Raw genomic sequence first — 18,826 nt, 5'->3', positions numbered from 1 at the left:
CGCCGACGTCCGCCGAGCCACGCCGAGAAGGCGGGGGGCGCAGTCCGGTTTCGGGTGCGTGGCGGCTTAGAGCGTGTCTCGTTTGGATCTTTCCCGCTGGGCTGCAATGATCTTGTACCGTGATCGACTCGCTGTCGCAACGGCTGGTGCCCGATGACTTGTGGGCGTTGGTGGAACCGCTGGTCCCGCCGGCAAAGGAGCGTCCGCAGGGTGGTGGTCGTGCGCGGACTGATCCGCGGGCGGTGTTCACGGCGATCGTGTTCGTGTTGACCAGTGGTTGTGCGTGGCGGCACCTGCCGCCCTCGTTCGGGGTATCGGTGCCCACGGCGCACCGGACGTTCACCGAATGGACCGAGGCCGGGCTGTGGCGGCAGTTGCATCAGGCAGTGCTGGACGAACTGGGCGGCCGGGGTTTGATCGACTGGTCTCGCGCGGTCCTCGACGGAGCATCCGTCAGGGCCAAAAGGGGGGCGGTCTGACCGGTCCGAGCCCGGTCGACCGCGGCAAACCGGGCTCGAAGATCCACGTACTGTCCGACGGGGCCGGGCTGCCCCTGACCGTCGCGATCTCCGCGGCCAACACTCACGACAGCCACGCGCTCAGACCTCTGGTCAACGCGCTGCCGCCGATCCGATCGCGCCGCGGACCGCGGCGCCGGAAACCGGCCAAACTCCACTCCGACAAGGCCTACGACATCCCCGCCCTGCGCGCCTGGCTGCGCCAGCGCGGGATCGTCCCGCGCATCGCCCGCAAGGGCATCGAATCCGCCGAGAAACTCGGCAAACACCGGTGGGTGATCGAACGGTCCATCGCCTGGCTGACCGGCTACCGGCGACTGACCATCCGCTACGAACGCAAAGCCGGCCACTACCTCGCCTTCCTCACCCTCGCCGCCACCATCACCTGCCACAAGAAACTCGCCAAATGAGACAAGCTCTTAGGTGTCGACGCGGACTTCGAAGCGCTCGTCGCCCGGGATTTCGAGCCGTGTGCAGGTGGGCGATCAGGCGACGGCCTTTGCCGAGCAGGACACCGGATTCGACCGGCAGGCGGTCGGGCGCGCCGGCGCGGGCGTGCTGGTCAGTATGCCCAGGAGTCGTTCACGGTCTGCTACCTCACCCTCGGCGTCGGTGGACCCCCACCGCGCGCTTCGCCAGGTGGGGCCGGCACAACCGATGCCGCCTGCGGCGCAGTTCCCGTGGAATGGAGATGCCCTCCCCGCGGGGAGGGCACCGGGTCGTCACTCGGAAGCGGGGGTGAGCTTCAGCGAGATCGAGTTGATGCAGTAACGCTGGTCGGTCGGCGTGTCGTAGCCCTCGCCCTCGAAGACGTGGCCGAGGTGGCTGTGGCAGGACGCGCAGAGCACCTCGATGCGGCGCATCCCGAGGGTGCGGTCTTCGCGCAGCAGCACGGCGTCGGAGTCGGCCGGGTCGAAGAACGACGGCCAGCCGCAGTGGCTTTCGAACTTCGTGTCGCTGCGGAAGAGCTCCGCGCCGCAGGCCCGGCACTCGTAGACACCGGTGGTCTTGGTGTCGGTGTACTCGCCGGTGAACGGCCGCTCGGTGCCGGCCTGGCGCAGCACCGCGTACTCCTCGGGGCTGAGCTGCGCCCGCCACTCCTGCTCGGACTTCACCACACGGGGCGTGGTGCCGACCACGGGTTTCATACCTTTCACCACGTCCACGTTACCCCGCGAGGAACGCGATCGCGTGGGTCACGATGTCCCATGCGGTGACGATCACCCCGAGCACGATGAGGGCCACGATGAGCGCCGAAACCCAGTAGCGCAGCCCGCCCGCGCGGCTGCTGGAATCGGCGAAGTCGGCGACCTGGTCGAGGCACGCTTCGACGGTGAACGTCGGGCCCGTGCGCTCCATCCGGTCGAGGTGCGCGGCGAACGCGCGAGCCTCCGGGTCGTACGGATCCAGCCCGACCAGGTCCTCGTGGAACCGAGGACTCCAGCCCGGCTGCTGAGCTCCGCTGTCGGCCATGGCACCACGGTAGGCCATCGCGCCTGCTCAGCACACTCCCTGCGCGGTGAGTCTCACTCGCGTCGAGCGTGGACCACGGGTCGCTGACCTTCGTGACCGGCATGTCCGGCACGTGCGGCCTCACCGTTCTCAACTCCCCGCGACAGCGCGGTTACCACGCGGTGGACCCGGACTCGGGACCGGCTCACCTCCGCCGATGGTGCGAGAACCGCATCGACGCGGCGCTCGCTGTCTCCACCGCTGCGGAAGTCGGCTGTGTGGATCGACACGCATGAGCCGCTCACGGAAGTGGTGGGCACGTTGGCGGTAGTCGGCGGTCCACCACTTCCGTCCGCTGGCTAGGCGCACTGCGCTCCCGCCGGCATCCCGCCCAGCGCATCGCCCTTCAGGTAAACGGCGATGATGAAATACGAATGGACGCCGTTCAGGACCCCGGTTGAAACCCAAATGTCATTCCGGACGACGCCATTGTCAGAAATCGGTTCGCCGTGCACCCAGCAAAGGCCGTAAACCGTGTAGTCCGCTGGGTAGCCACCGAGTCGTTGGCTGGACGACCAGGGCGTCTGTCGGATGTTCACCGCCTGATACGTCGTCACCATCGCGCCTGGCACACTTTTCTTGGTGGCTGAGGGCGCAGCGTCCGCTTGCATGCTGAGCCCCGCGAGCAACGCGGTGGCTGACGGGGTGACGGTTAGCGCTCGTCTGGCGCGGAGGCCCGGTTCAGTGGAAATCGTTCATTTTCTCACTCGGTAGAAATATTGCGTGCACCAGGTGCCCGGTAAGCCGTCGAATAGGTGACAAAAGCACGTAATGTCGCGCTGAGCGGGAACGGCGGCACGTTTCCTGCGGATCGCGACGTCTCGGCTGCCAGGGCACTTGAGCGCAACCTGCTATTGGGTGACGTCCTGGCTGGCTTTCGTGTTCGCGTCGATGAGCAGCTGACCGTTGGAGTTGATCACACGTAACACGCGGCTTTCGGTGTGGTCGGGGAAGACCACCGTGACGGTGATGTTCACCGAGCCGTCCGTGTTGAACGCGCCGCGGGCGCCCCGGCTGCTCACCGACTTGAACTGCTGCCAATACTGGCTGAAAGCCTGCTTGTTGCCGTACACCTGCTGCGCGGCAGTGGTCAGCATGCCCCAAGCCGCCTCGGTGTTCTCGGGGAAGCTGTAGAAGTCGATCACCCGCTGGCCGGCGGGGCTGAAATCGAGCTTGCCCTGGTTCGGCGTCTGGCCGAGACCCGCGACGGGCGGAGTCGGCGAGGGGCTGTTGGTGGGCGTCCCCGGTGCACCGGCGGAGTTCGTCTGCCGTGGCTGCTGTGCGGTGTTGTCGGTCCCGTTCGAGCCGCCACCGCTGGTGGAGCTGAGGACGAGGAACACCACGACCGCGATGACCACGACGGCCGCCGCGCCGCCGGCGAGGAGGGCGATCTTGCGTTTGCGGTCGTGGTCCGGACCGCCGCCGGCGGACGCGGCGCGGTAGTTCGGCGCCGCCGCGGTGGTGGCGGGGGTGCGGGGCTGCTGCTGGGTCGGGCGGACCGCCGGCTGGGGGCGCGGCGGGGTGCTGGGCGGCGCCGCGGGGGAGCGCATCGGCATGAACGCCGCAGTCGGGGTGCGGGGCGGGTTCGACGGGGCCTTCTGCGTGGGGATCGGCGCGGCGGCGGGCTTCGGGGCGTCGAAGCGCTGCCACGGCGGACGCGCGCCGCCACGGTCGGGCGCGGCACCAGCGGCGGCCGCACCAGCGGCGCCTGCAGCACCAGCGGCCGGGCCGGACAGGAGCTTCGGGGTGGCCGGTTCGCCCGACGCCAGCTTGGCGAGGCCTTCGCGCGCCTCCGCCATGCTCGGGCGCTCGCCGGGCTCGCTGCGCAGCAGCGACATCAGCAGCGCAGTCGCGGGGCCGGCCTGCGTCGGCGGGTTGATCTGGCCGTTCGCGGCCGCGTAGAGCAGCGCGAGCTGGTTGGTGGTGTTGCCGTACGGCGTCTGGCCCTCGATGGCCTGGTACAGGGTCGCGCCGAGGGCGAACACGTCGGAGCTGGGCACGGGGTCGGCGCCGCGCGCGAGCTCGGGCGCGAGGTAGGCCGGGGTGCCGCCGATGAGGCCGGTCTGGGTGAGCGTCATGTCGCCGGCCGCGCGGGAGATGCCGAAGTCGGTGATCTTCGCGGTGCCGATCTCGTCGATCAGGATGTTGCCCGGCTTCACGTCGCGGTGGACGATGCCGGCGCGGTGCGCGGCCACGAGCGCGGCGGCCACCTGCTCCCCGATGCGCGCGACCTGGCCGACGGGCAGCGTGCCCTGCTCGGCCAGCACGGCCGAGAGACTCGGCCCGTTGAGGTATTCCATGACGAGGCACGGGTCGCCGCCGTGTTCGGCGATGTCGAAGACGACGATCGCGTTCGGGTGCTGGAAGCGGGCGGCGTTCTTGGCCTCGCGCATGGCGCGCTGGCGCATGTTGTCGCGTTCGGCCTCCGACACCCCCGGCTGCGGGAGGATCTGCTTGATCGCGACCGTTCGCTCGAGCCGCACGTCGACCGCGCGCCACACCACACCCATGGCACCGCTACCAATGTGCTCGACGAGGCGGTAGTGCCCCGCGATCAGCTGCCCGGTGTCGATGGCGACCGCTCCTGACGAAATCCCGGTGATCGTGGCCTTACACAGCGCGGATTCCCCTCGCGCACCCGAATGAGTGTAGCGGTCGGGCAGACGTCGCCGCCGTCAGCCAGCCGGTGCGGACGCGGCGGGCTGTTCCGCCTCGGGCACCGGCGCGCGGTTCTTCAGCACCCTGACCAGGCCGACGGCGCCGGCCACCGCGAACACGGCGTAACAGGCCAGCAGTGCGGGCGGCGTGTCGCCCGTCAGCGCGTCGGCCAGCACCACCACGGCGACCGTGCCGGGGACGCTGCCCAGGGCCGTTCCGACCAGGTAGGGGACCAGTTTCACCGACGACACGCCGCACAGGTAGCTCAGCGGCGCGAACGGCACCACGGGGATCAGCCGCAGTGACGTGATCGCCAGCACACCGCCGCCCGAGAGCCGGTCGTTGACCACGCGCACCGGCGCGCGATGCAGGTGCCGCAGCACGAGATCACGGCCCAGCAGCCGCGCCAGGCCGAACGAGAGCCCGGCGGCGATCGTGGTCCCGACCAGCCCGATCACGATCCCGGCGACGCTCCCCACGAGCAGCCCCGCGGCGAGGTTGAACACGGTGCGCGGAATCGGCGCCACGGTCAGCACCGAGTACGCGACGAGCAGCACCAGCGGCGTCGCCGGCCCCGTCGCCTGCGCCCAGCGCCGCAACTCGGCCGGGCCGGGGATCGGCAGGAACACCGCGGCCCCCGCGAGAAGGGCGAGCACAGCGAGCGCGAGGATCAGCTTGGTTCTGCCGGACACCCGCTCCACGGTAGGGCACGGTGTTCCCGGAAGTGCACTCCCACTTGCGAAAGGCCATCGCGCGGCCCGGATCCGGCTACGGTGGGCCCATGCCCAAACACGGCGATCCGGTCGAATACCAGGTGGGGGAGCGCACCGTCAGGGTGACGAGCCCGGACAAGGTCTACTTCCCGCAGCGTGGCATCACCAAGCGCCAGGTCGTGGAGCACTACCTCGCCGTGGGCGAGCCGCTGCTGCGCGCGATCGGCGAGCGGCCGACCACGCTCAAGCGCTACGTCGACGGCGTCGAGGGCGAGTGGTTCTACGCCAAGCGCGTGCCCAAGGGCGCGCCGGAGTGGGTCCAGACGGCGAAGATCACGTTCCCGTCCGGCCGCACCGCCGACGAGGTATGCCCGACCGAACCCGCGGTGTTTGCGTGGGCGGCCAACCTCGGCACGTTCGACTTCCACCCCTGGCCCGTCCGGCGGTCCGATGTGGACCATCCGGACGAGCTGCGGATCGACGTGGACCCACCGGACTCGGCCGGCTTCGACGACGCCGTCGCCGTCGCGAAGGTCGTCCGCGAGGTCCTGGCCGACGCCGGGCTCACCGGCTACCCGAAGACGTCCGGCGGCCGCGGCGTCCACGTGCTCGTGCGGGTACGGCCGGATTGGGACTTCATCGCCGTGCGCCACGCGGTGATCGCGCTCGGGCGCGAGGTCGAACGCCGCATCCCGGACAAAGCCACGGTTTCGTGGTGGAAGGAGGAACGCGGCGGACGCGTGTTCCTGGACTACAACCAGGCGGCGCGCGACCGGACCGTCGCGTCGACGTGGTCGGTCCGCGGCACGCCGCGCGCGACCGTGTCGACGCCGCTGACGTGGGCGCTGCTCGACGAGGTGCACCCGGACGACTTCGACGTGCTGACCGTGCCCGCGTTCCTGGCGGAGCACGGCGATCTGCACGCGCCCATGGACGAAACGGCGTTCGGGCTCGAAACCCTGCTGGAGTGGTACGAACGTGACGACCGCGACCTCGGCGGGGCAGAACTGCCCTATCCGCCGGACTACCCGAAGATGCCGGGTGAACCCAAGCGCGTGCAGCCGAGCAAGGCGCGGGCCGACACCGAGTGATCACCCTTTCGCCACGGGTGCTCACGCACGGTGATCAACTTCGGCCGGACGCGAGATTTTCCACCTTCACGGCTGCATAACGTTCCCGCAGGTCAGACCGGGACGCGAGTAGCGTGCGGCGGGCCCGGGGGTAGCCCGTTTCGTGTCTGCGGCGTAACGCCCTGGCTGCGCGCCGCGACCGGACGGAGGAGCCAGGCTTGAGGAGGGAGGCTCTTCGTGGACGACCTGATCGCGTTCCTCGCCGCGCGGGTCGGTCAGCGGCAGGCGCTGATCATGCAGGCGGTGCAGAAGGCGAAGACCGGTGAGGCGCTCAACCGGGGCGAGACGAAGGTCTCGGTCGAGCAGCGCGTGCGCTCGCTCGGCGACCTCGAACTCGACGTCGTCAACCAGATGATCAACGAGGTCGAAGCCACCCGGCGCATCATGCTCGCGCACCGCACCACCGTGTCCGAGAAGGTGCCCGGCTTTCCGTTGTACGGCAGCGAGTACTGGTGCGAGACCTGCAACGTGCCCGCCGACGAGGCCGGGTCGAACTGGTGCCTGACGCTGCGGCTGCTCGCCCTGCCCTACGCCGACCACCCCGACTACAGCGAACGCTGGCGGCCCTGACCCGAGGGGAATCCGGGGCCTGCGGCTCGTGTTGTCCCTGAGGTGACGCTCCGGATCTCCGTGCTCGACCGCTCACCCGCCCGGCGTGGGCGGGGCAGCGCGCAGGCGCTTCGGGACACGGTGGCGTTCGCGCGGGAGATCGAGGCGCTGGGGTACCACCGGTTCTGGGTGTCGGAGCACCACAGCGTGCCCGGGGTCGCCGGCTCGGCGCCGACGGTGCTGGCGGCCGCCGTGGCGTCGGTGACGGCGCGGATCCGCGTCGGGACCGGTGGGGTGATGCTGCCGAACCACCGGCCGCTCGTGGTGGCGGAGCAGTTCGGGGTGCTGGAGTCGCTGTTCCCCGGGCGCATCGACCTGGGGCTGGGCCGATCCGTCGGGTTCACCGACGGCGTGCGGCGCGCGCTCGGCCAGGGCCGCGAGGCCGCTGCCGGCTTCGGCGCGCAGGTCCGCGAACTCCTCGGCTTCTTCCGCGGGGACCAGACCATCTACCCGGGTGTGCACGCGATTCCGGCCGAAGGCCTGGACCTCCCGGTGTTCCTGCTGGCCACCGGCGCCGGCGCGGACCTCGCCGCCGAGCTGGGCCTGCCGCTGGTGATCGCGCCGGCCCACGGGGAGCGGGCGATGGCCGAGGCCATCCGGCGCTACCGCGACCGGTTCACCGGCGCGGAGCCGTACGTCGTCGTGTCGACCGCGGTCGCCGTCGCGGACACGACCGAGGCGGCGCGCCGGCTGCTCGTCCCGGAGGCCTGGTCCACGGTGTACTCCCGCAGCCACGGCGTTTTCCCGCCGCTGTCGCCGGTCGACGAGATCCTGGCGCTGCCCATGACCGGCCGCGAGCGCAGCCGCCTCGACGACATCGTCGCGACCCAGATCGGCGGCACCGCGGCCGAGGTGACCGACCGGCTCGGCGCGCTGGTCGAGACCACCGGCGCCGACGAGCTGCTGGTCAGCACGAGCGCCTACGACCAGGCCGAGCGCGTCGAGTCGTTCGCCGCGCTCGCGGAGCTGGCCGCGCCGGCTCTCTCCGGCTGAGCCGGCGTCGCCGGAAATTCGCTTACGTCCGCCGCGCCGCGCTGCTAGCGTGAGCGCATGACTGCCGGGTCGGCGTTGTGCCGTGAGCAGACGGGGTACCCGGCCTTGCCGTGACCTCCCGGCGGGCCCGCGGCCCGCCACCTCCTCGCGCACCGGAGAAAGCACGAGTGCGGAGAGGAGGTGAATTCTTTGTCCACAGCGGAATCCGCGTGGCGGGGCTGGCTGTCCGAGCACGCCACGGGCGGCGTGCTTGACGGCGTTGTCGTGCAGCAGCTGCCGTTCGGCGCGTTCGTCGAGGTGGCGCCCGGCGTGCACGGCCTGCTGGTGACCGACCGCGGCGCGGCGCCGGAGGTCGGCGTGCGGCTGTCGGTGCGCATCCAGATGATCGACGTCGAAAAGCGGCGGTTCAACCTGGTCGCGGCGTGACGTCCGAGGCTGGGGCGGTGTGGTTGCCGCCCCAGCCTTCACCGCACGGCGGCGGCGATCTTCCTGGCCACGTCCGCCGGTGGGGTGCCTTCGGTGTCGACGACCGTGCCCGTTTCCCGCAGCCACGGCAACGCGCCTTCGTACGCCTCGAGGTGGTCGAGCCGCCACTGCCGGATGCTCGGCTCGTCGGCTTCGATGCGGCGGCGCAGCTCGGCCCGGTCGGCGTGCAGCACGAAGTGGCGGACCTCGATGCCCCGCTCGGCGAGCCCGGTGAAGATCTCGCGGGCGTAGCGCTCGACGAGGAGCGTCTGCGGCGCCACGAGCGGACCGCCGGTGTGTTCGTGCACCCGCGCCGCGTTCTCGACGACCAGCGGCCGCCACAGGTCGAGGTCCTGGAAGTCGCCGGCGGGTTCGGGAAAGGGGACGCGCAGCAGGTAACCGACGAACTCCGGGTCGAAGATCCGTGCGCGCAGCAGGTCCGCGAGCTCCCGCGCGGTGGACGTCTTGCCGGAGCCGAACGGCCCGTTGAGCCAGACGATCACCCGAGCGCCACCGGCTCGAACCCGGCCGGCGCGGGCAGCCGCCCCGTCGCGAACAGCAGTGCCTCGCGGTCGTCGGCGGCGGGCGCCGGCCGTCCCGCGACGCGTTCGACGATCCCCCTGGTGGCGGCCAGCGTTTCGGGCGGCGGTTCGTCCACTCCGGACAGGTGCAGGGTGAGGTCGAGGTGGTGCAGTGTGGACTCGACCACGTAGATCGTGAGGTAGTCGGCCACGGTCAGAACTTGGTCCCGCGTTTCGACGCGCGCGGTGGGATCCGCTGCCGCGGCGGCTTTTCCGGCGGACACGGCCAGGTCGCCGAAGTGGTGCGTCAGCGCGGCCGGGCCCGAATACGCTCCGGCGCCGCGCCGGATGAACGCCGACTCGGCGTCGGTGCCGTCGCCGGGAGCACCGGGTTGCCAGTAGCTCACGGCGTCGCGCGTCGCCGGCGCGCCGGTGGTCGTGACGAGCGTGATCAGGATGTCCTGTGCCCCGATGATCAGGTGGAACACCAGGTCCTGCACGAGCCACCCGGCGCACCCGGACGGCGCGACCCACTGCGGGGCCTCGAGTGAACGGACTGCTTCCTGCAGGGCGCTCCAGGCCCGGGGGAAAAGCTCCATGCCGCACCCTAGCGAGCGGAACTCCCGGCGGCAGCGGATTTCTAGAGCCGCAGCTGCAGCTCGGTCAGCAGCCGCTGAGCGGGATCGCCGAAGTCGACGCCGGAGATCTCGGACGCGCGGCGCACGCGGTACCGCACGGTGTTCGGGTGGATGTTCAGCGCCTTGGCCGCCGCCCGGACGTCGCCGAACGCGTCGAGGTACGCGAGGACCGCGGGCACGAGGATGTCGCCGTGGTCCGCGTCGTGGGCACGCAACGCAGTCAGCCGCGGGTCGCGGATGCGGGGCTGCTCGCCGAGGTACGCCAGCACTTCCGACAGCAGCACGTCGGCGCGGACGTCGGCAAGCGACGCCACCGCCTCGGGCCAGCGGTCGCGCGCCATGGCGAGCAGCACACGGTCCGCGTCACCGCGGGAGGCGGCGGCTTCGGACAGTCGCGGCACCACGCCGCCGAGCGCGGCGCGCACCGGCACGTCGAGGTGGCGCTCGGCGGCGGTGACGATCTCCTTGGCCAGTGAGAGAACGGCCGCGTCCGAGTGCTCCGGCAGATCGGGCAGCAGCGCGTACACCCGGCCGCCCAGCACGCTCACCAGGGCGCTGCGCCGGTACGCCGCGGTGTGCACGGCGATGAGGTGCACCAGTTCCGCCCGCCGCAACAGCCGGTCCGACGCCGCGGGCCCGGCCGACGACAGCGCGAACGCCAGCACCTGTGCGGGTCGCGCGGGGTCGGCGCCGATGTCGTCGGCCACCGATTCGGCGTCGACGCGGCCCTCGAGCAGACCGGCCAGGAGGTCTTCGCGCAGGCGCAGCTGCGGGCTCGGCAGCGTGCGCGCCCGGATCAGCTGCGGCGCCAGGCTGCGGCTCGCGCCGAGCAGCGCCACCTCGGCCTGTTCCGTCAGCGGGGTGGCGCCCTCCTGCACCCAGATCGTGCCCAGCGGCTGTGACCCCGCGTGGATGCCGGCCGCGATGCGCCGCCGGATGCCCAGGTCGGGCCGCTCATCGATCCGCACGATGCCCTCACCCGCGCGCAGCCGCTGGTAGACGCCCCACTCGCGCAGCATCGCCAGGTACCGCTCGGGTCCCTCGCGGCCGAGGATCGACAGCCGCCGCAGCTCGTCGACCTCGTCGGACGACCGCGAGTACGCGAGCACCCGGCTCGCCGTGTCCTCGATGCTGACCAGGCCACCGGTGAGCGTCGCGACCGTCTGGGCCAGGGCGAACAGGTCACCCAGCACCTCGCCGGTCTCCGCTTCGCCGCCCGCGCGGGCCGCGTCGACGACGCCTCGCGCCAGCGCCTCCACCTGCTCCCACCGCGCCTCGGCACCGACGGTCAGCAGCGCGACACCCGCGTCGGCCGCGATGTCCGTGCCGCTCTCGCCTTTCACGGCCACCGCGGCCGCGCCGCCGCGCCCGGCCGCCCGGATCGCGGCCGCCGCCGCCCGGCCGCGGGCGCCGATCACCAGGACGAGGTCGCCTGGGTGCGCTTCCGGTGGGTCCTCCGGGTCGAGGATCACCACGTCGTCGACCCGCACGCCGAGCCCGCGCGGCGCCACCAGCACGCGGACCAGCGGCTCGCCGAGCGTCGCCAGCACGTGCCTGAGCGACGTCGCGGGCAGTCCGTCGCCACTGTCTGCGCTCACCCGAACACCTTCGTCTGACCGGACAAGTTCATCACCCTGATTCTAGCCGGTCGGACAAACCTGGCGGAGCGTTCCGGAGTTACCGTTCGGGCATCCCACCAGCACGAAGCTCAAGAGAAGGACAGAGGAGCCGCCGTGGACGCCGTGACCCAGACCCCCGCCCCGAAGAACGAGCCGGTGTACACGTATGCACCGGGTAGCGCCGAGCGCGCCGAGCTGGAGGGTGCGCTCAAGAAGCTGGGTCAGGCCGGTCCCGTCGACCTGACCGTGACCGTCGGCGGCGAGCAGCGCGCTGGTGGCGGCGAGAAGATCGATGTCGTCCAGCCGCACAACCACGGCCACGTGCTCGGCACCATCTCCAGCGCGTCCCAGCAGGACACGAAGGACGCCATCGCCGCGGCGGCGAAGGCCGCGCCTGAGTGGCGCGCGCTGTCCTTCGACGACCGCGCCGCCGTGCTGCTGCGCGCCGCCGACCTGCTGACCGGCCCGTGGCGCGCGACGCTGAACGCGGCCACCATGCTCGGCCAGTCGAAAACCGCGACGCAGGCCGAAATCGACTCCGCGTGCGAACTCGCCGACTTCTGGCGTTTCAACGTCCAGTTCGGCCACCGCGTGCTCGCCGAGCAGCCGAACAGCTCGCCCGGTGTGTGGAACCGCATGGAGCACCGCCCGCTGGAGGGCTTTGTCTACGCGATCACGCCGTTCAACTTCACCGCGATCGCCGGCAACCTGCCCACCGCGCCCGCGCTCATGGGCAACACGGTGCTGTGGAAGCCATCGCCGACGCAGAGCTTCGCCGCGCACCTGACCCTGCGGCTGCTCGAAGAGGCGGGCCTGCCGGCGGGCGTGATCAACCTGCTGCCCGGTGACGGCAAGGCCGTGTCCGAGGTGGCGCTGACGCACCGCGACCTCGCCGGCATCCACTTCACCGGCTCGACCGCGACGTTCCAGCACCTGTGGGGCACCGTCGGCGCGAACATCGCCGGCTACCGCAGCTACCCGCGGCTCGTCGGTGAGACGGGTGGCAAGGACTTCGTGCTCGCACACTCGTCGGCCGACGTCGACGTGCTGCGCACGGCGCTCGTCCGTGGCGCCTTCGAGTACCAGGGCCAGAAGTGCTCCGCCGCTTCGCGTGCGTACGTCCCGCGCAGCGTGTGGGAGGAGCTGAAGGACGGCCTGGTGTCGGAGACCGAGGCCCTGACCTACGGCGACGTCAGCGACCTGTCGAACTTCGGCGGCGCCGTGATCGACCGGCGCGCGTTCGACAAGCACGCGGCGCTGTTCGAGCGGGTCAAGGGCGACAGCGAGGTCGAGATCCTCACCGGTGGCACCGCCGACGACAGCGTCGGCTTCTTCGTGCAGCCCACGATTCTGGTGTCCTCGAACCCGAAGCACGAGATCTTCAGCACCGAGTACTTCGGGCCGATCCTGTCGGTCCACGTCTACGAGGACCGCGAGTTCGACTCGATCCTCAAGGTCATCGACGAGACCGCGGCCTACGCGCTGACCGGTTCCGTGATCGCGACCGACCGTGCGGCCGTCGCCAAGGCGTCGGAAGCGCTGCGGTTCACCGCGGGCAACTTCTACGTCAACGACAAGCCGACCGGTGCCGTCGTCAGCCAGCAGCCGTTCGGCGGGGCCCGCGCCTCGGGCACCAACGACAAGGCGGGCTCGATCTTCAACCTGCTCCGCTGGACGAGCCCGCGCTCGATCAAGGAGACGTTCGTGCCGCCGACCACCGTGCGCTACCCGCACCAGGGCTGAGGGAGAACCGCCATGTTGCGTGCCCCGTTGCTCGCGGCCGCCCGATCGAAGCGGATGCGCGCGCTGATCGAAGCTGTGCCCGCGACGCGATCCGTCGTGCGCCGCTTCGTTTCCGGGTCCACGACCGCGGATGCCGTGCGCGCCGCGCGTGAACTGGCCGCCGACGGCCGGTCGATCACCATCGACCACCTCGGTGAGGACACCACCGACGCCACACAGGCCGCCACGACCGTCCGCGCCTACGAGGAGCTGCTTTCGGCCCTGGCCGCCCACGGCCTCGCCGCGGGGGCGGACGTGTCGGTGAAGCTGTCGGCCGTCGGGCAGTTCCTGCCCGGCGACGGTGCGGGCGTCGCGCTGGAGAACGCGCGCAAGATCTGCGCGGCGGCCGAAGCCGTGGGCGCGACGGTGACACTGGACATGGAGGACCACACCACGACGGACGCAACGCTCGCGATCCTGCGGGAACTGCGCGCCGAGTACCCGTGGGTGGGCGCGGTGCTGCAGGCGTACCTGCGGCGCACCGAGCAGGACTGCCGCGAGCTGTGCGGCCCGGGCTCCCGGGTGCGGCTGTGCAAGGGCGCCTACGCAGAACCGGAGGAGGTGGCGTTCCAGGACAAGGCGGAGGTCGACAAGTCCTACGTGCGCTGCCTGCGCGTGCTCATGGCCGGCGAGGGCTACCCCATGGTGGCCTCGCACGACCCGCGCATGATCGCCATCGCCACCCGCCTCGCCGCCGATGCCGGGCGCGAGGCGGGCGATCACGAGTTCCAGATGCTCTACGGCATCCGCCCGGAGGAGCAGAAGCGCCTCGCGGCCGAAGGCAAGACCATGCGCGTGTACGTGCCGTGCGGCGACGAGTGGTACGGCTACTTCATGCGCCGCCTCGCGGAACGGCCGGCCAACCTCGCGTTCTTCTTGCGTGGTCTCGCGACGCGATCCTGACGACCCTGACGGGAACGCGTGGCTCAGCCTCCGGATCGGTGCCCGAGCCACGCGTTCCGGTGGCTCACCGGGCCCGAAACGCCGAAGACCCCTTGCACCGTGGTGCGAGGGGTCTTCGGCGTTCCCGGTCAGTCGTCCGGCCGCTCAGCGCGGCGGTGCTCGGAACCGTCAGGCCTGCTCCTGGGTGGCCTGCTCGGCGGCCGCCTTCTTCACCTCGTCCATGTCGACCTCGCGGGCCTGTCGGATGAGGTCCTCGAGCGCGGCCTCCGGCAGCGCGCCCGGCTGCGCGTAGATCAGCGTCTTGTCGCGGATCACGGCGAGCGTCGGGATCGAGCGGATGTCGAACGCGGCGGCGAGCTGCTGCTCGGCCTCCGTGTCGACCTTCGTGAAGACGATGTCGGAGTGCTTCTCCGAGGACTTCTCGTACACCGGCGCGAACTGGCGACACGGGCCACACCAGCTCGCCCAGAAGTCGATCAGGACGAATTCGTTGTCGGTCACGGTCTGGTCGAAGTTGGCGGCGGTCAGCTCTACGGTGCTCATGCTTCCCTCAACGGACGGTGCCGGGTGGGAATTCCCCGGCTGCGGGTAGCGTCATGGGCCGGTAGTACGAGGTGAGGAGGACACTCGATGGCTGACGGAGAGATCCTGGGCCGCATCGACGACCTGATCGCGGAGGAGCACGAACTCCGGTCGCGGTCGGTGGGCGTGGGGCTCAACGGAGACGACCAGTCGCGGCTGACGCGGGTGGAGCAGGAGCTCGACCAGTGCTGGGACCTGCTGCGGCAGCGGCGGGCGAAGACGGAGTTCCACGAGAACCCGGAAGAGGCGCAGGTGCGTTCTGTCGGGGAAGTCGAGGGGTACCGGCAGTAAGGCGCCGACGGGGGTGCTTCGGTTGTTTGTCGAGTGGCTGCCTCGTCGGGTGTGAGCTGTCCGGCTGCTGTTGCTGTCTCGTCGGGTGAGGCTGTTTCGTCCGGTGTGGCTGTCTCGTCGGTGTGGCTGTCTCGTCGGTGTGGCTGTCTCGTCGGTGTGGCTGCGCGGTCGCGGGCGGCTTTTCGCGCTGGCGCGCGACGTTGCGCCGGAGATCCGAAAGGGGCACCCCGATTTTTGAGTGTCTCTACGGTTCTGGGCCCTTTGTCAAGGCTGGAAAGCGTGCCTTGACAAAGGGCCCAGAACCGTGAGGAGAGCGGGGATCGAGGTGCAGGCCGGTGGCTGGTCGGGCTTCGTGGGCCGTGGTCGTTTCGTAGGTGGTGTGTGGGGCCTTGGGGACCCTTTTTTTGTGCTGTTGCGGCGTTGGGTGCGCGGCGAGGTGTCGGGCCGGGCTGGTTGATCGATTTGGCTTCGTAGGTGCGGTTCGTTTCGTAATTGGTTTGGGGGTGGGGGGCGTTGGCGGGCCCTTTTCTTGCCGTTGAGCGGGTGCGCGGGCCGAATTCGTTCGTGGCGGCCGTGGCAGGGCCGTTGTGCCTTTGCGGGGCGCAGGGTGGGATCGGGCGGTCGGTGGGCGCACCGGTGAGTGATTGCGCGTAGTGCCCTGGCGGTGGTGTGTGAGCCTCGCCTGGCGGCCGATTTTCACTACGCGGGGCAGAGGGTGCCGTTGGTGGGGATTTTGCCGTCGATCAGGAAGGATTGGGCGGCGGTGGTGACGCAGGGGGATTGGGTGAGGGCGCCGTGGCCGGAGCCCTGCCAGGTGATGGTGACGGCGCTGGGCATCTGGTCCGCGGCGCGGGTCGTGCCGACCTCCGGGGTGACGGGGTCGGAGGCGGTGGCGGCGACGAGGATGGGCGGCGCGCCGGGGGCGCCCGCGGCGGGGAGGGGTTCGCGGCGGACCGGCCAGGGGCCGCACCAGGCGAGTTCCTGGGCGATCGCCGCGCCGAACTGGGGGTACTTCGTGCGCATGCCCTGGGCGACCTTGTCGATCTGGTCGGCGGGGAGGCGAGTGGCGCTGTCGTTGCAGCGGGTCGCGATGGTGCCGCCGATGCGGGACGTGCGGCCCTCCGCGTCCGTCAGCACGGGGTCGGCGAAGGACTCCAGGGCGGTGACGTCGCCGGTCTTCGCGGCGTTCAGTGCGTCGGCCAGGGCGGGCCAGCGGGTGCGGTCGGCGAGGCCGAGGTACACGGCGTAGCTGGCGGTGCCGGGGGACATCGTGACGCCGTCCGGGGTCGTGACGGGCGCGGCGCGCAGGCGGTCGGTGACCTGCTTGAGCGCGGTTTTCGCGTCGCCGAGCGGGCAGCCGCGCGAGGCGCAGTCGGTGGAGAACGCGTCGAAGGTGGACTCGGCGCCGGCCGCGACGGCGTCGAGGACGGCGGCGCGGTCCTCACCCGGGTCGGGCAGGCCGTCGAGCACCATGCGGCCCACCTGGGCCGGGAAGCGCACCGCGTACTCGGACAGGACCTTCGACCCGTCGCCGCGGCCGAGGGCGTTCAACCGCGGCAGGCCGAGGTCCTGGCGGAGCTGGTCGAGGTCACCGGCGGTCCGCCAGCTGTCGAGCGCAGTCTGGGCGGTGTCGAGGTCGATGGCGCACTGCTGGCCGGCGCGGCGCGCCGCGTCGAGCACGTCGCCGAGGCCGCCCTGGGCCGGGTCCGCGCCCAGCAGCGCGTCGCGCGCCTCCGGCGGCACGCACTGCACGCCACCCGAGAGGCCCGTACCGCGGCGGTCCACGCCGATCAGCGAGAACTTCTGCAAGAACGCGGGCGGCAGCTGAGCGGCCAGCCGTGCGGCGAAGACGGAACCCGGTTCGCCGCCGACGTCGTTGACGACCACCAACGGGATCGGGCCGTTGCCCGCCTTCAGCACGAGGATGCGCGCGAGCAGGTGCTGCGTGTCGTCGGGCGCGTCGAGCTGCGTGGTCATGCGCGCGCACGTGAAGTGCAGCGACGTCGGCACGCCGGGGGAACCCAGGCGTGCTCGGGTGTCGCCGTCGCAGTCGGTCCAGCGCAGCGACGCGCCCTGCGGCTCGGTGAGCGGGGGCAGCGGCACCGGCGCGGCGCTCGGCGCCGCGGGCGTGGTGACGCCGCCGTCGTTGTCCACCACCGCCGGGCGCACGGACGGTCCCGTCGTGCAGCCCGCGACCGTCAGTGCACCCAGAAGGGCCACCACCAGCCGAGCGCGCAGGCAGGATCGGCTGGTGGAACGGCGGCGCACGGGCGGGTCCTCACGTCTTCCGGTGGCATTCGAGGCTACGGTCCGTCGAGCTTGGCACGGCGGGTGTGGGACGGCAGTTAGCGGGTCCGCACGACCTCACCCCGGAACACGGCCGACAGGTCGTAGCGCGCGGGCTCGTCCAGCTGGGCGTACCCGCAGGAAGCCGGCTCCCGGTCCGGGCGCCACCGCACGAACTGCGCCGTGTGCCGGAAGCGCGCCGGGTCGCCGCCCTCGGTGTGCTCGTAGGAAACCTCGACCACGCGCTCCAGCCGCAGCGGCACCCACGGCTGTTCCTTCGACCGCCAGCGCGTGATCCCGCCCGGGATCCGCTGGCCCTCGCGCACGGCGTCGCCCAGCCACGGGTGGCCCTCGCCGTCGGTGATCAGCGGGGCCAGCTCCTCGGCCAGTTCGCGGCGCCGCTTCACCGGGAACGACCCGACGACGCCGACGTGGTGCAGCAGCCCGCCTGCGTCGTACAGCCCGAGCAGGAACGAGCCGACCGCCTCACCCGGCGCGGCGTCGACGTGCCAGCGCAGCCCGGCCAGCACGCAGTCGGCCGTGCGGGAGTGCTTGTACTTCACCATCACGCGCTTGCCCGGCGAATACGGCTCGTCGAGCGGTTTGCCGATCACGCCGTCGAGACCGGCACCTTCGAACAGCTCGAACCAATGCCGCGCCGTCTCCGGATCGGTGGTGGCCGGCGTGAGGTGCACGCCGTCGCCCGCGAGCAGCTCCAGCCGCGAGCGGCGCGCGGACGTCGGTTCGTCAAGGAAGGACTCCGAGCCGAGCGCGAGCACGTCGAACGCGACGAACTCGGCCGGCGTCTCCTTGGCCAGCAGTTGCACACGGGAGTCGGCCGGGTGGATGCGCTCGGTCAGCGCATCGAAATCCAGCTTGCCGCCGCGCCCCACCACGAGCTCGCCGTCGAGCACGACCTGGTCCGGCAGCGTCACCAGCAGCTGCTCCAGGACTTCGGGGAAGTAGCGGTTGAGCGGCTTTTCCGCGCGCGACTGGAGCGTGATCTCCGGGCCGTCGCGGAATACCAGGCAGCGGAACCCGTCCCACTTGGGCTCGAACAGCAGCCCGCCGGAGTCGGGGATCGCCTTGGCCGGCTTGGCGAGCATGGGCTTGATCGGAGCCTGCACTGGGAGGGCCATGCGGGCATTCTGTGCGAAACGCGCGGTCAACGCACGCGTGCCGGGCCCACCGTGTCGAGTTCGAGCCGGACGGAGGTGGGCAGCGCGTCGAGCCCGAGCGCCTCGCGGGCGCGGGTGAGGACGAACGCGTCGAGGTGCGCCCAGAGGCGGCGGACGTCGGTGCCTTCGCTCAGCCACCGCGTCACGCGCAGCGCCGGCTCGGCGGGCGTGCCGACGGCTCGCGCCCGGGCGCGCGTGACGCCGTCGATGTTTTCGGCATCGGCTAGCACCGCGCCCGAGTGCTGCGGCCGTCACGATGAGCTCGGCGCTCCTTGAGCGCCCCGAACGCGCACGGCACCCCGGCGCCCGGCGTGCGCACGCCCGCGATCTCGCGCGCCGCGAGCGCGGCGACCTCCTGCACGACCAGCGAGGAGATCGTGGTGCGGCCCGCCGCCCCGTCGTCGTTCAGCGGTGTCGTGATGGCGGTA

General features: G+C 71.3%; 21 protein-coding genes. 8 read left to right on the top strand and 13 right to left on the bottom strand.

The genetic code is table 11. The features are described 5' to 3' along the window. Positions 1-131 precede the first annotated feature (131 nt). Positions 132-928 (top strand): IS5 family transposase gene (locus I6J71_RS31750; protein WP_204096803.1). Its coding sequence is split into 2 segments (ribosomal slippage): positions 132-462 and positions 462-928, totalling 798 coding nucleotides; the frame shifts between segments, so codons are not numbered across the junction. Positions 929-1,240: 312 nt separating this feature from the next. Here the strand turns inward: I6J71_RS31750 and msrB are convergent. The 5 genes from msrB to I6J71_RS31725 form a co-directional block, all read right to left on the bottom strand. Beyond that, on the bottom strand, positions 1,241-1,666 hold the full coding sequence (msrB, locus tag I6J71_RS31745; RefSeq protein WP_204090219.1) for a peptide-methionine (R)-S-oxide reductase MsrB: 426 nt from the start codon (positions 1,664-1,666) through the stop codon (positions 1,241-1,243). A 19-nt stretch (positions 1,667-1,685) separates the two neighbouring features. After that, positions 1,686-1,991 carry a hypothetical protein gene (locus I6J71_RS31740; protein ID WP_204090218.1) on the bottom strand — a complete coding sequence of 102 codons (306 nt, stop codon included), beginning with the start codon at positions 1,989-1,991 and terminating at the stop codon, positions 1,686-1,688. A 338-nt stretch (positions 1,992-2,329) separates the two neighbouring features. Then, on the bottom strand, positions 2,330-2,590 hold the full coding sequence (locus I6J71_RS31735) for a hypothetical protein (protein ID WP_204090217.1): 261 nt from the start codon (positions 2,588-2,590) through the stop codon (positions 2,330-2,332). A 291-nt stretch (positions 2,591-2,881) separates the two neighbouring features. Next, positions 2,882-4,540, bottom strand: coding sequence for a serine/threonine-protein kinase (locus I6J71_RS31730; protein WP_239154032.1), 1,659 nt, complete (start codon positions 4,538-4,540; stop codon positions 2,882-2,884). Between the two features lie 165 nt (positions 4,541-4,705). Further along, complete coding sequence (locus I6J71_RS31725) at positions 4,706-5,380, bottom strand: TVP38/TMEM64 family protein (protein WP_204090216.1); 675 nt, start codon at positions 5,378-5,380, stop codon at positions 4,706-4,708. Positions 5,381-5,469: 89 nt separating this feature from the next. Between I6J71_RS31725 and I6J71_RS31720 the strand changes: the two genes are divergently transcribed. From I6J71_RS31720 to I6J71_RS31705, 4 genes are all read left to right on the top strand, one after another. Next, positions 5,470-6,492 (top strand): DNA polymerase domain-containing protein, encoded by a 1,023-nt coding sequence (locus I6J71_RS31720; protein ID WP_204090215.1) that lies wholly within the window; start codon positions 5,470-5,472, stop codon positions 6,490-6,492. Positions 6,493-6,708: 216 nt separating this feature from the next. Then, positions 6,709-7,101 carry a DUF6221 family protein gene (locus tag I6J71_RS31715; RefSeq protein WP_204090214.1) on the top strand — a complete coding sequence of 131 codons (393 nt, stop codon included), beginning with the start codon at positions 6,709-6,711 and terminating at the stop codon, positions 7,099-7,101. 42 nt (positions 7,102-7,143) lie between these two features. After that, complete coding sequence (locus tag I6J71_RS31710) at positions 7,144-8,133, top strand: LLM class flavin-dependent oxidoreductase (RefSeq protein ID WP_204090213.1); 990 nt, start codon at positions 7,144-7,146, stop codon at positions 8,131-8,133. 180 nt (positions 8,134-8,313) lie between these two features. Then, complete coding sequence (locus I6J71_RS31705; RefSeq protein WP_239154031.1) at positions 8,314-8,559, top strand: hypothetical protein; 246 nt, start codon at positions 8,314-8,316, stop codon at positions 8,557-8,559. Between the two features lie 38 nt (positions 8,560-8,597). On the opposite strand, the gene I6J71_RS31700 is transcribed toward I6J71_RS31705, so the two are convergent. Genes I6J71_RS31700 through I6J71_RS31690 form a run of 3 tightly spaced genes read right to left on the bottom strand, consistent with a single transcriptional unit; the run spans position 8,598 to position 11,355 of the window. After that, positions 8,598-9,101 (bottom strand): AAA family ATPase, encoded by a 504-nt coding sequence (locus I6J71_RS31700; protein ID WP_204090211.1) that lies wholly within the window; start codon positions 9,099-9,101, stop codon positions 8,598-8,600. After that, the gene (locus I6J71_RS31695; RefSeq protein ID WP_204090210.1) at positions 9,098-9,718 is read right to left on the bottom strand and encodes a maleylpyruvate isomerase N-terminal domain-containing protein; all 621 of its coding nucleotides are present in this window, start codon (positions 9,716-9,718) and stop codon (positions 9,098-9,100) included. Before I6J71_RS31695 ends, I6J71_RS31700 begins: the two co-directional genes overlap by 4 nt. 41 nt (positions 9,719-9,759) lie before the next feature. Further along, positions 9,760-11,355, bottom strand: a complete 1,596-nt coding sequence (locus tag I6J71_RS31690; RefSeq protein WP_204090209.1) for a CdaR family transcriptional regulator — start codon at positions 11,353-11,355, stop codon at positions 9,760-9,762. A 135-nt stretch (positions 11,356-11,490) separates the two neighbouring features. Here I6J71_RS31690 and pruA point away from each other — a divergent pair, with 135 nt between their 5' ends. Further along, positions 11,491-13,119: an L-glutamate gamma-semialdehyde dehydrogenase gene (pruA, locus tag I6J71_RS31685; protein WP_204090208.1), complete on the top strand. Its 1,629-nt coding sequence runs from the start codon at positions 11,491-11,493 to the stop codon at positions 13,117-13,119. A gap of 12 nt (positions 13,120-13,131) precedes the next feature. Next, positions 13,132-14,061 (top strand): proline dehydrogenase family protein, encoded by a 930-nt coding sequence (locus tag I6J71_RS31680; protein WP_204090207.1) that lies wholly within the window; start codon positions 13,132-13,134, stop codon positions 14,059-14,061. Between the two features lie 168 nt (positions 14,062-14,229). Here I6J71_RS31680 and trxA read toward each other — a convergent pair whose 3' ends face one another. Then, a complete protein-coding gene (trxA, locus tag I6J71_RS31675) occupies positions 14,230-14,604 on the bottom strand; it encodes a thioredoxin (RefSeq protein ID WP_204090206.1) in 375 nt (124 codons plus the stop codon). An 87-nt stretch (positions 14,605-14,691) separates the two neighbouring features. On the opposite strand from trxA, the gene I6J71_RS31670 reads away from it, so the two are divergent. After that, a complete protein-coding gene (locus I6J71_RS31670) occupies positions 14,692-14,934 on the top strand; it encodes a DUF2630 family protein (RefSeq protein ID WP_204090205.1) in 243 nt (80 codons plus the stop codon). Positions 14,935-15,633: 699 nt separating this feature from the next. Here the strand turns inward: I6J71_RS31670 and I6J71_RS31665 are convergent. The 4 genes from I6J71_RS31665 to I6J71_RS51260 form a co-directional block, all read right to left on the bottom strand. Beyond that, positions 15,634-17,202, bottom strand: a complete 1,569-nt coding sequence (locus tag I6J71_RS31665) for an alpha/beta hydrolase (RefSeq protein WP_204090204.1) — start codon at positions 17,200-17,202, stop codon at positions 15,634-15,636. Between the two features lie 77 nt (positions 17,203-17,279). Continuing rightward, positions 17,280-18,359, bottom strand: a complete 1,080-nt coding sequence (locus I6J71_RS31660; RefSeq protein ID WP_204090203.1) for an ATP-dependent DNA ligase — start codon at positions 18,357-18,359, stop codon at positions 17,280-17,282. A 26-nt stretch (positions 18,360-18,385) separates the two neighbouring features. Next, positions 18,386-18,628 carry a hypothetical protein gene (locus I6J71_RS31655; protein ID WP_204090202.1) on the bottom strand — a complete coding sequence of 81 codons (243 nt, stop codon included), beginning with the start codon at positions 18,626-18,628 and terminating at the stop codon, positions 18,386-18,388. After that, the gene (locus I6J71_RS51260) at positions 18,622-18,759 is read right to left on the bottom strand and encodes a hypothetical protein (protein ID WP_370541998.1); all 138 of its coding nucleotides are present in this window, start codon (positions 18,757-18,759) and stop codon (positions 18,622-18,624) included. Before I6J71_RS51260 ends, I6J71_RS31655 begins: the two co-directional genes overlap by 7 nt. Positions 18,760-18,826 lie beyond the last annotated feature (67 nt).

This window comes from Amycolatopsis sp. FDAARGOS 1241 (genome assembly GCF_016889705.1).
In the GTDB taxonomy this organism is placed as follows: Bacteria; Actinomycetota; Actinomycetes; order Mycobacteriales; family Pseudonocardiaceae; genus Amycolatopsis.
The sequence above is the reverse complement of the archived record's forward strand: the minus strand, read 5'-3'. Positions and strand labels throughout refer to the sequence as shown.

What these genes read in the sequence shown, in the direction of transcription:
- trxA (WP_204090206.1), bottom strand. Translation starts at nt 14,604, where the DNA reads ATGAGCACCGTAGAGCTGACCGCCGCCAACTTCGACCAGACCGTGACC.
- I6J71_RS31680 (WP_204090207.1), top strand. Translation starts at nt 13,132, where the DNA reads ATGTTGCGTGCCCCGTTGCTCGCGGCCGCCCGATCGAAGCGGATGCGC.
- I6J71_RS31740 (WP_204090218.1), bottom strand. Translation starts at nt 1,991, where the DNA reads ATGGCCGACAGCGGAGCTCAGCAGCCGGGCTGGAGTCCTCGGTTCCAC.
- I6J71_RS31730 (WP_239154032.1), bottom strand. Translation starts at nt 4,540, where the DNA reads ATGGGTGTGGTGTGGCGCGCGGTCGACGTGCGGCTCGAGCGAACGGTC.
- I6J71_RS31695 (WP_204090210.1), bottom strand. Translation starts at nt 9,718, where the DNA reads ATGGAGCTTTTCCCCCGGGCCTGGAGCGCCCTGCAGGAAGCAGTCCGT.
- I6J71_RS31735 (WP_204090217.1), bottom strand. Translation starts at nt 2,590, where the DNA reads ATGGTGACGACGTATCAGGCGGTGAACATCCGACAGACGCCCTGGTCG.
- I6J71_RS31720 (WP_204090215.1), top strand. Translation starts at nt 5,470, where the DNA reads ATGCCCAAACACGGCGATCCGGTCGAATACCAGGTGGGGGAGCGCACC.
- I6J71_RS31660 (WP_204090203.1), bottom strand. Translation starts at nt 18,359, where the DNA reads ATGGCCCTCCCAGTGCAGGCTCCGATCAAGCCCATGCTCGCCAAGCCG.
- msrB (WP_204090219.1), bottom strand. Translation starts at nt 1,666, where the DNA reads ATGAAACCCGTGGTCGGCACCACGCCCCGTGTGGTGAAGTCCGAGCAG.
- I6J71_RS31670 (WP_204090205.1), top strand. Translation starts at nt 14,692, where the DNA reads ATGGCTGACGGAGAGATCCTGGGCCGCATCGACGACCTGATCGCGGAG.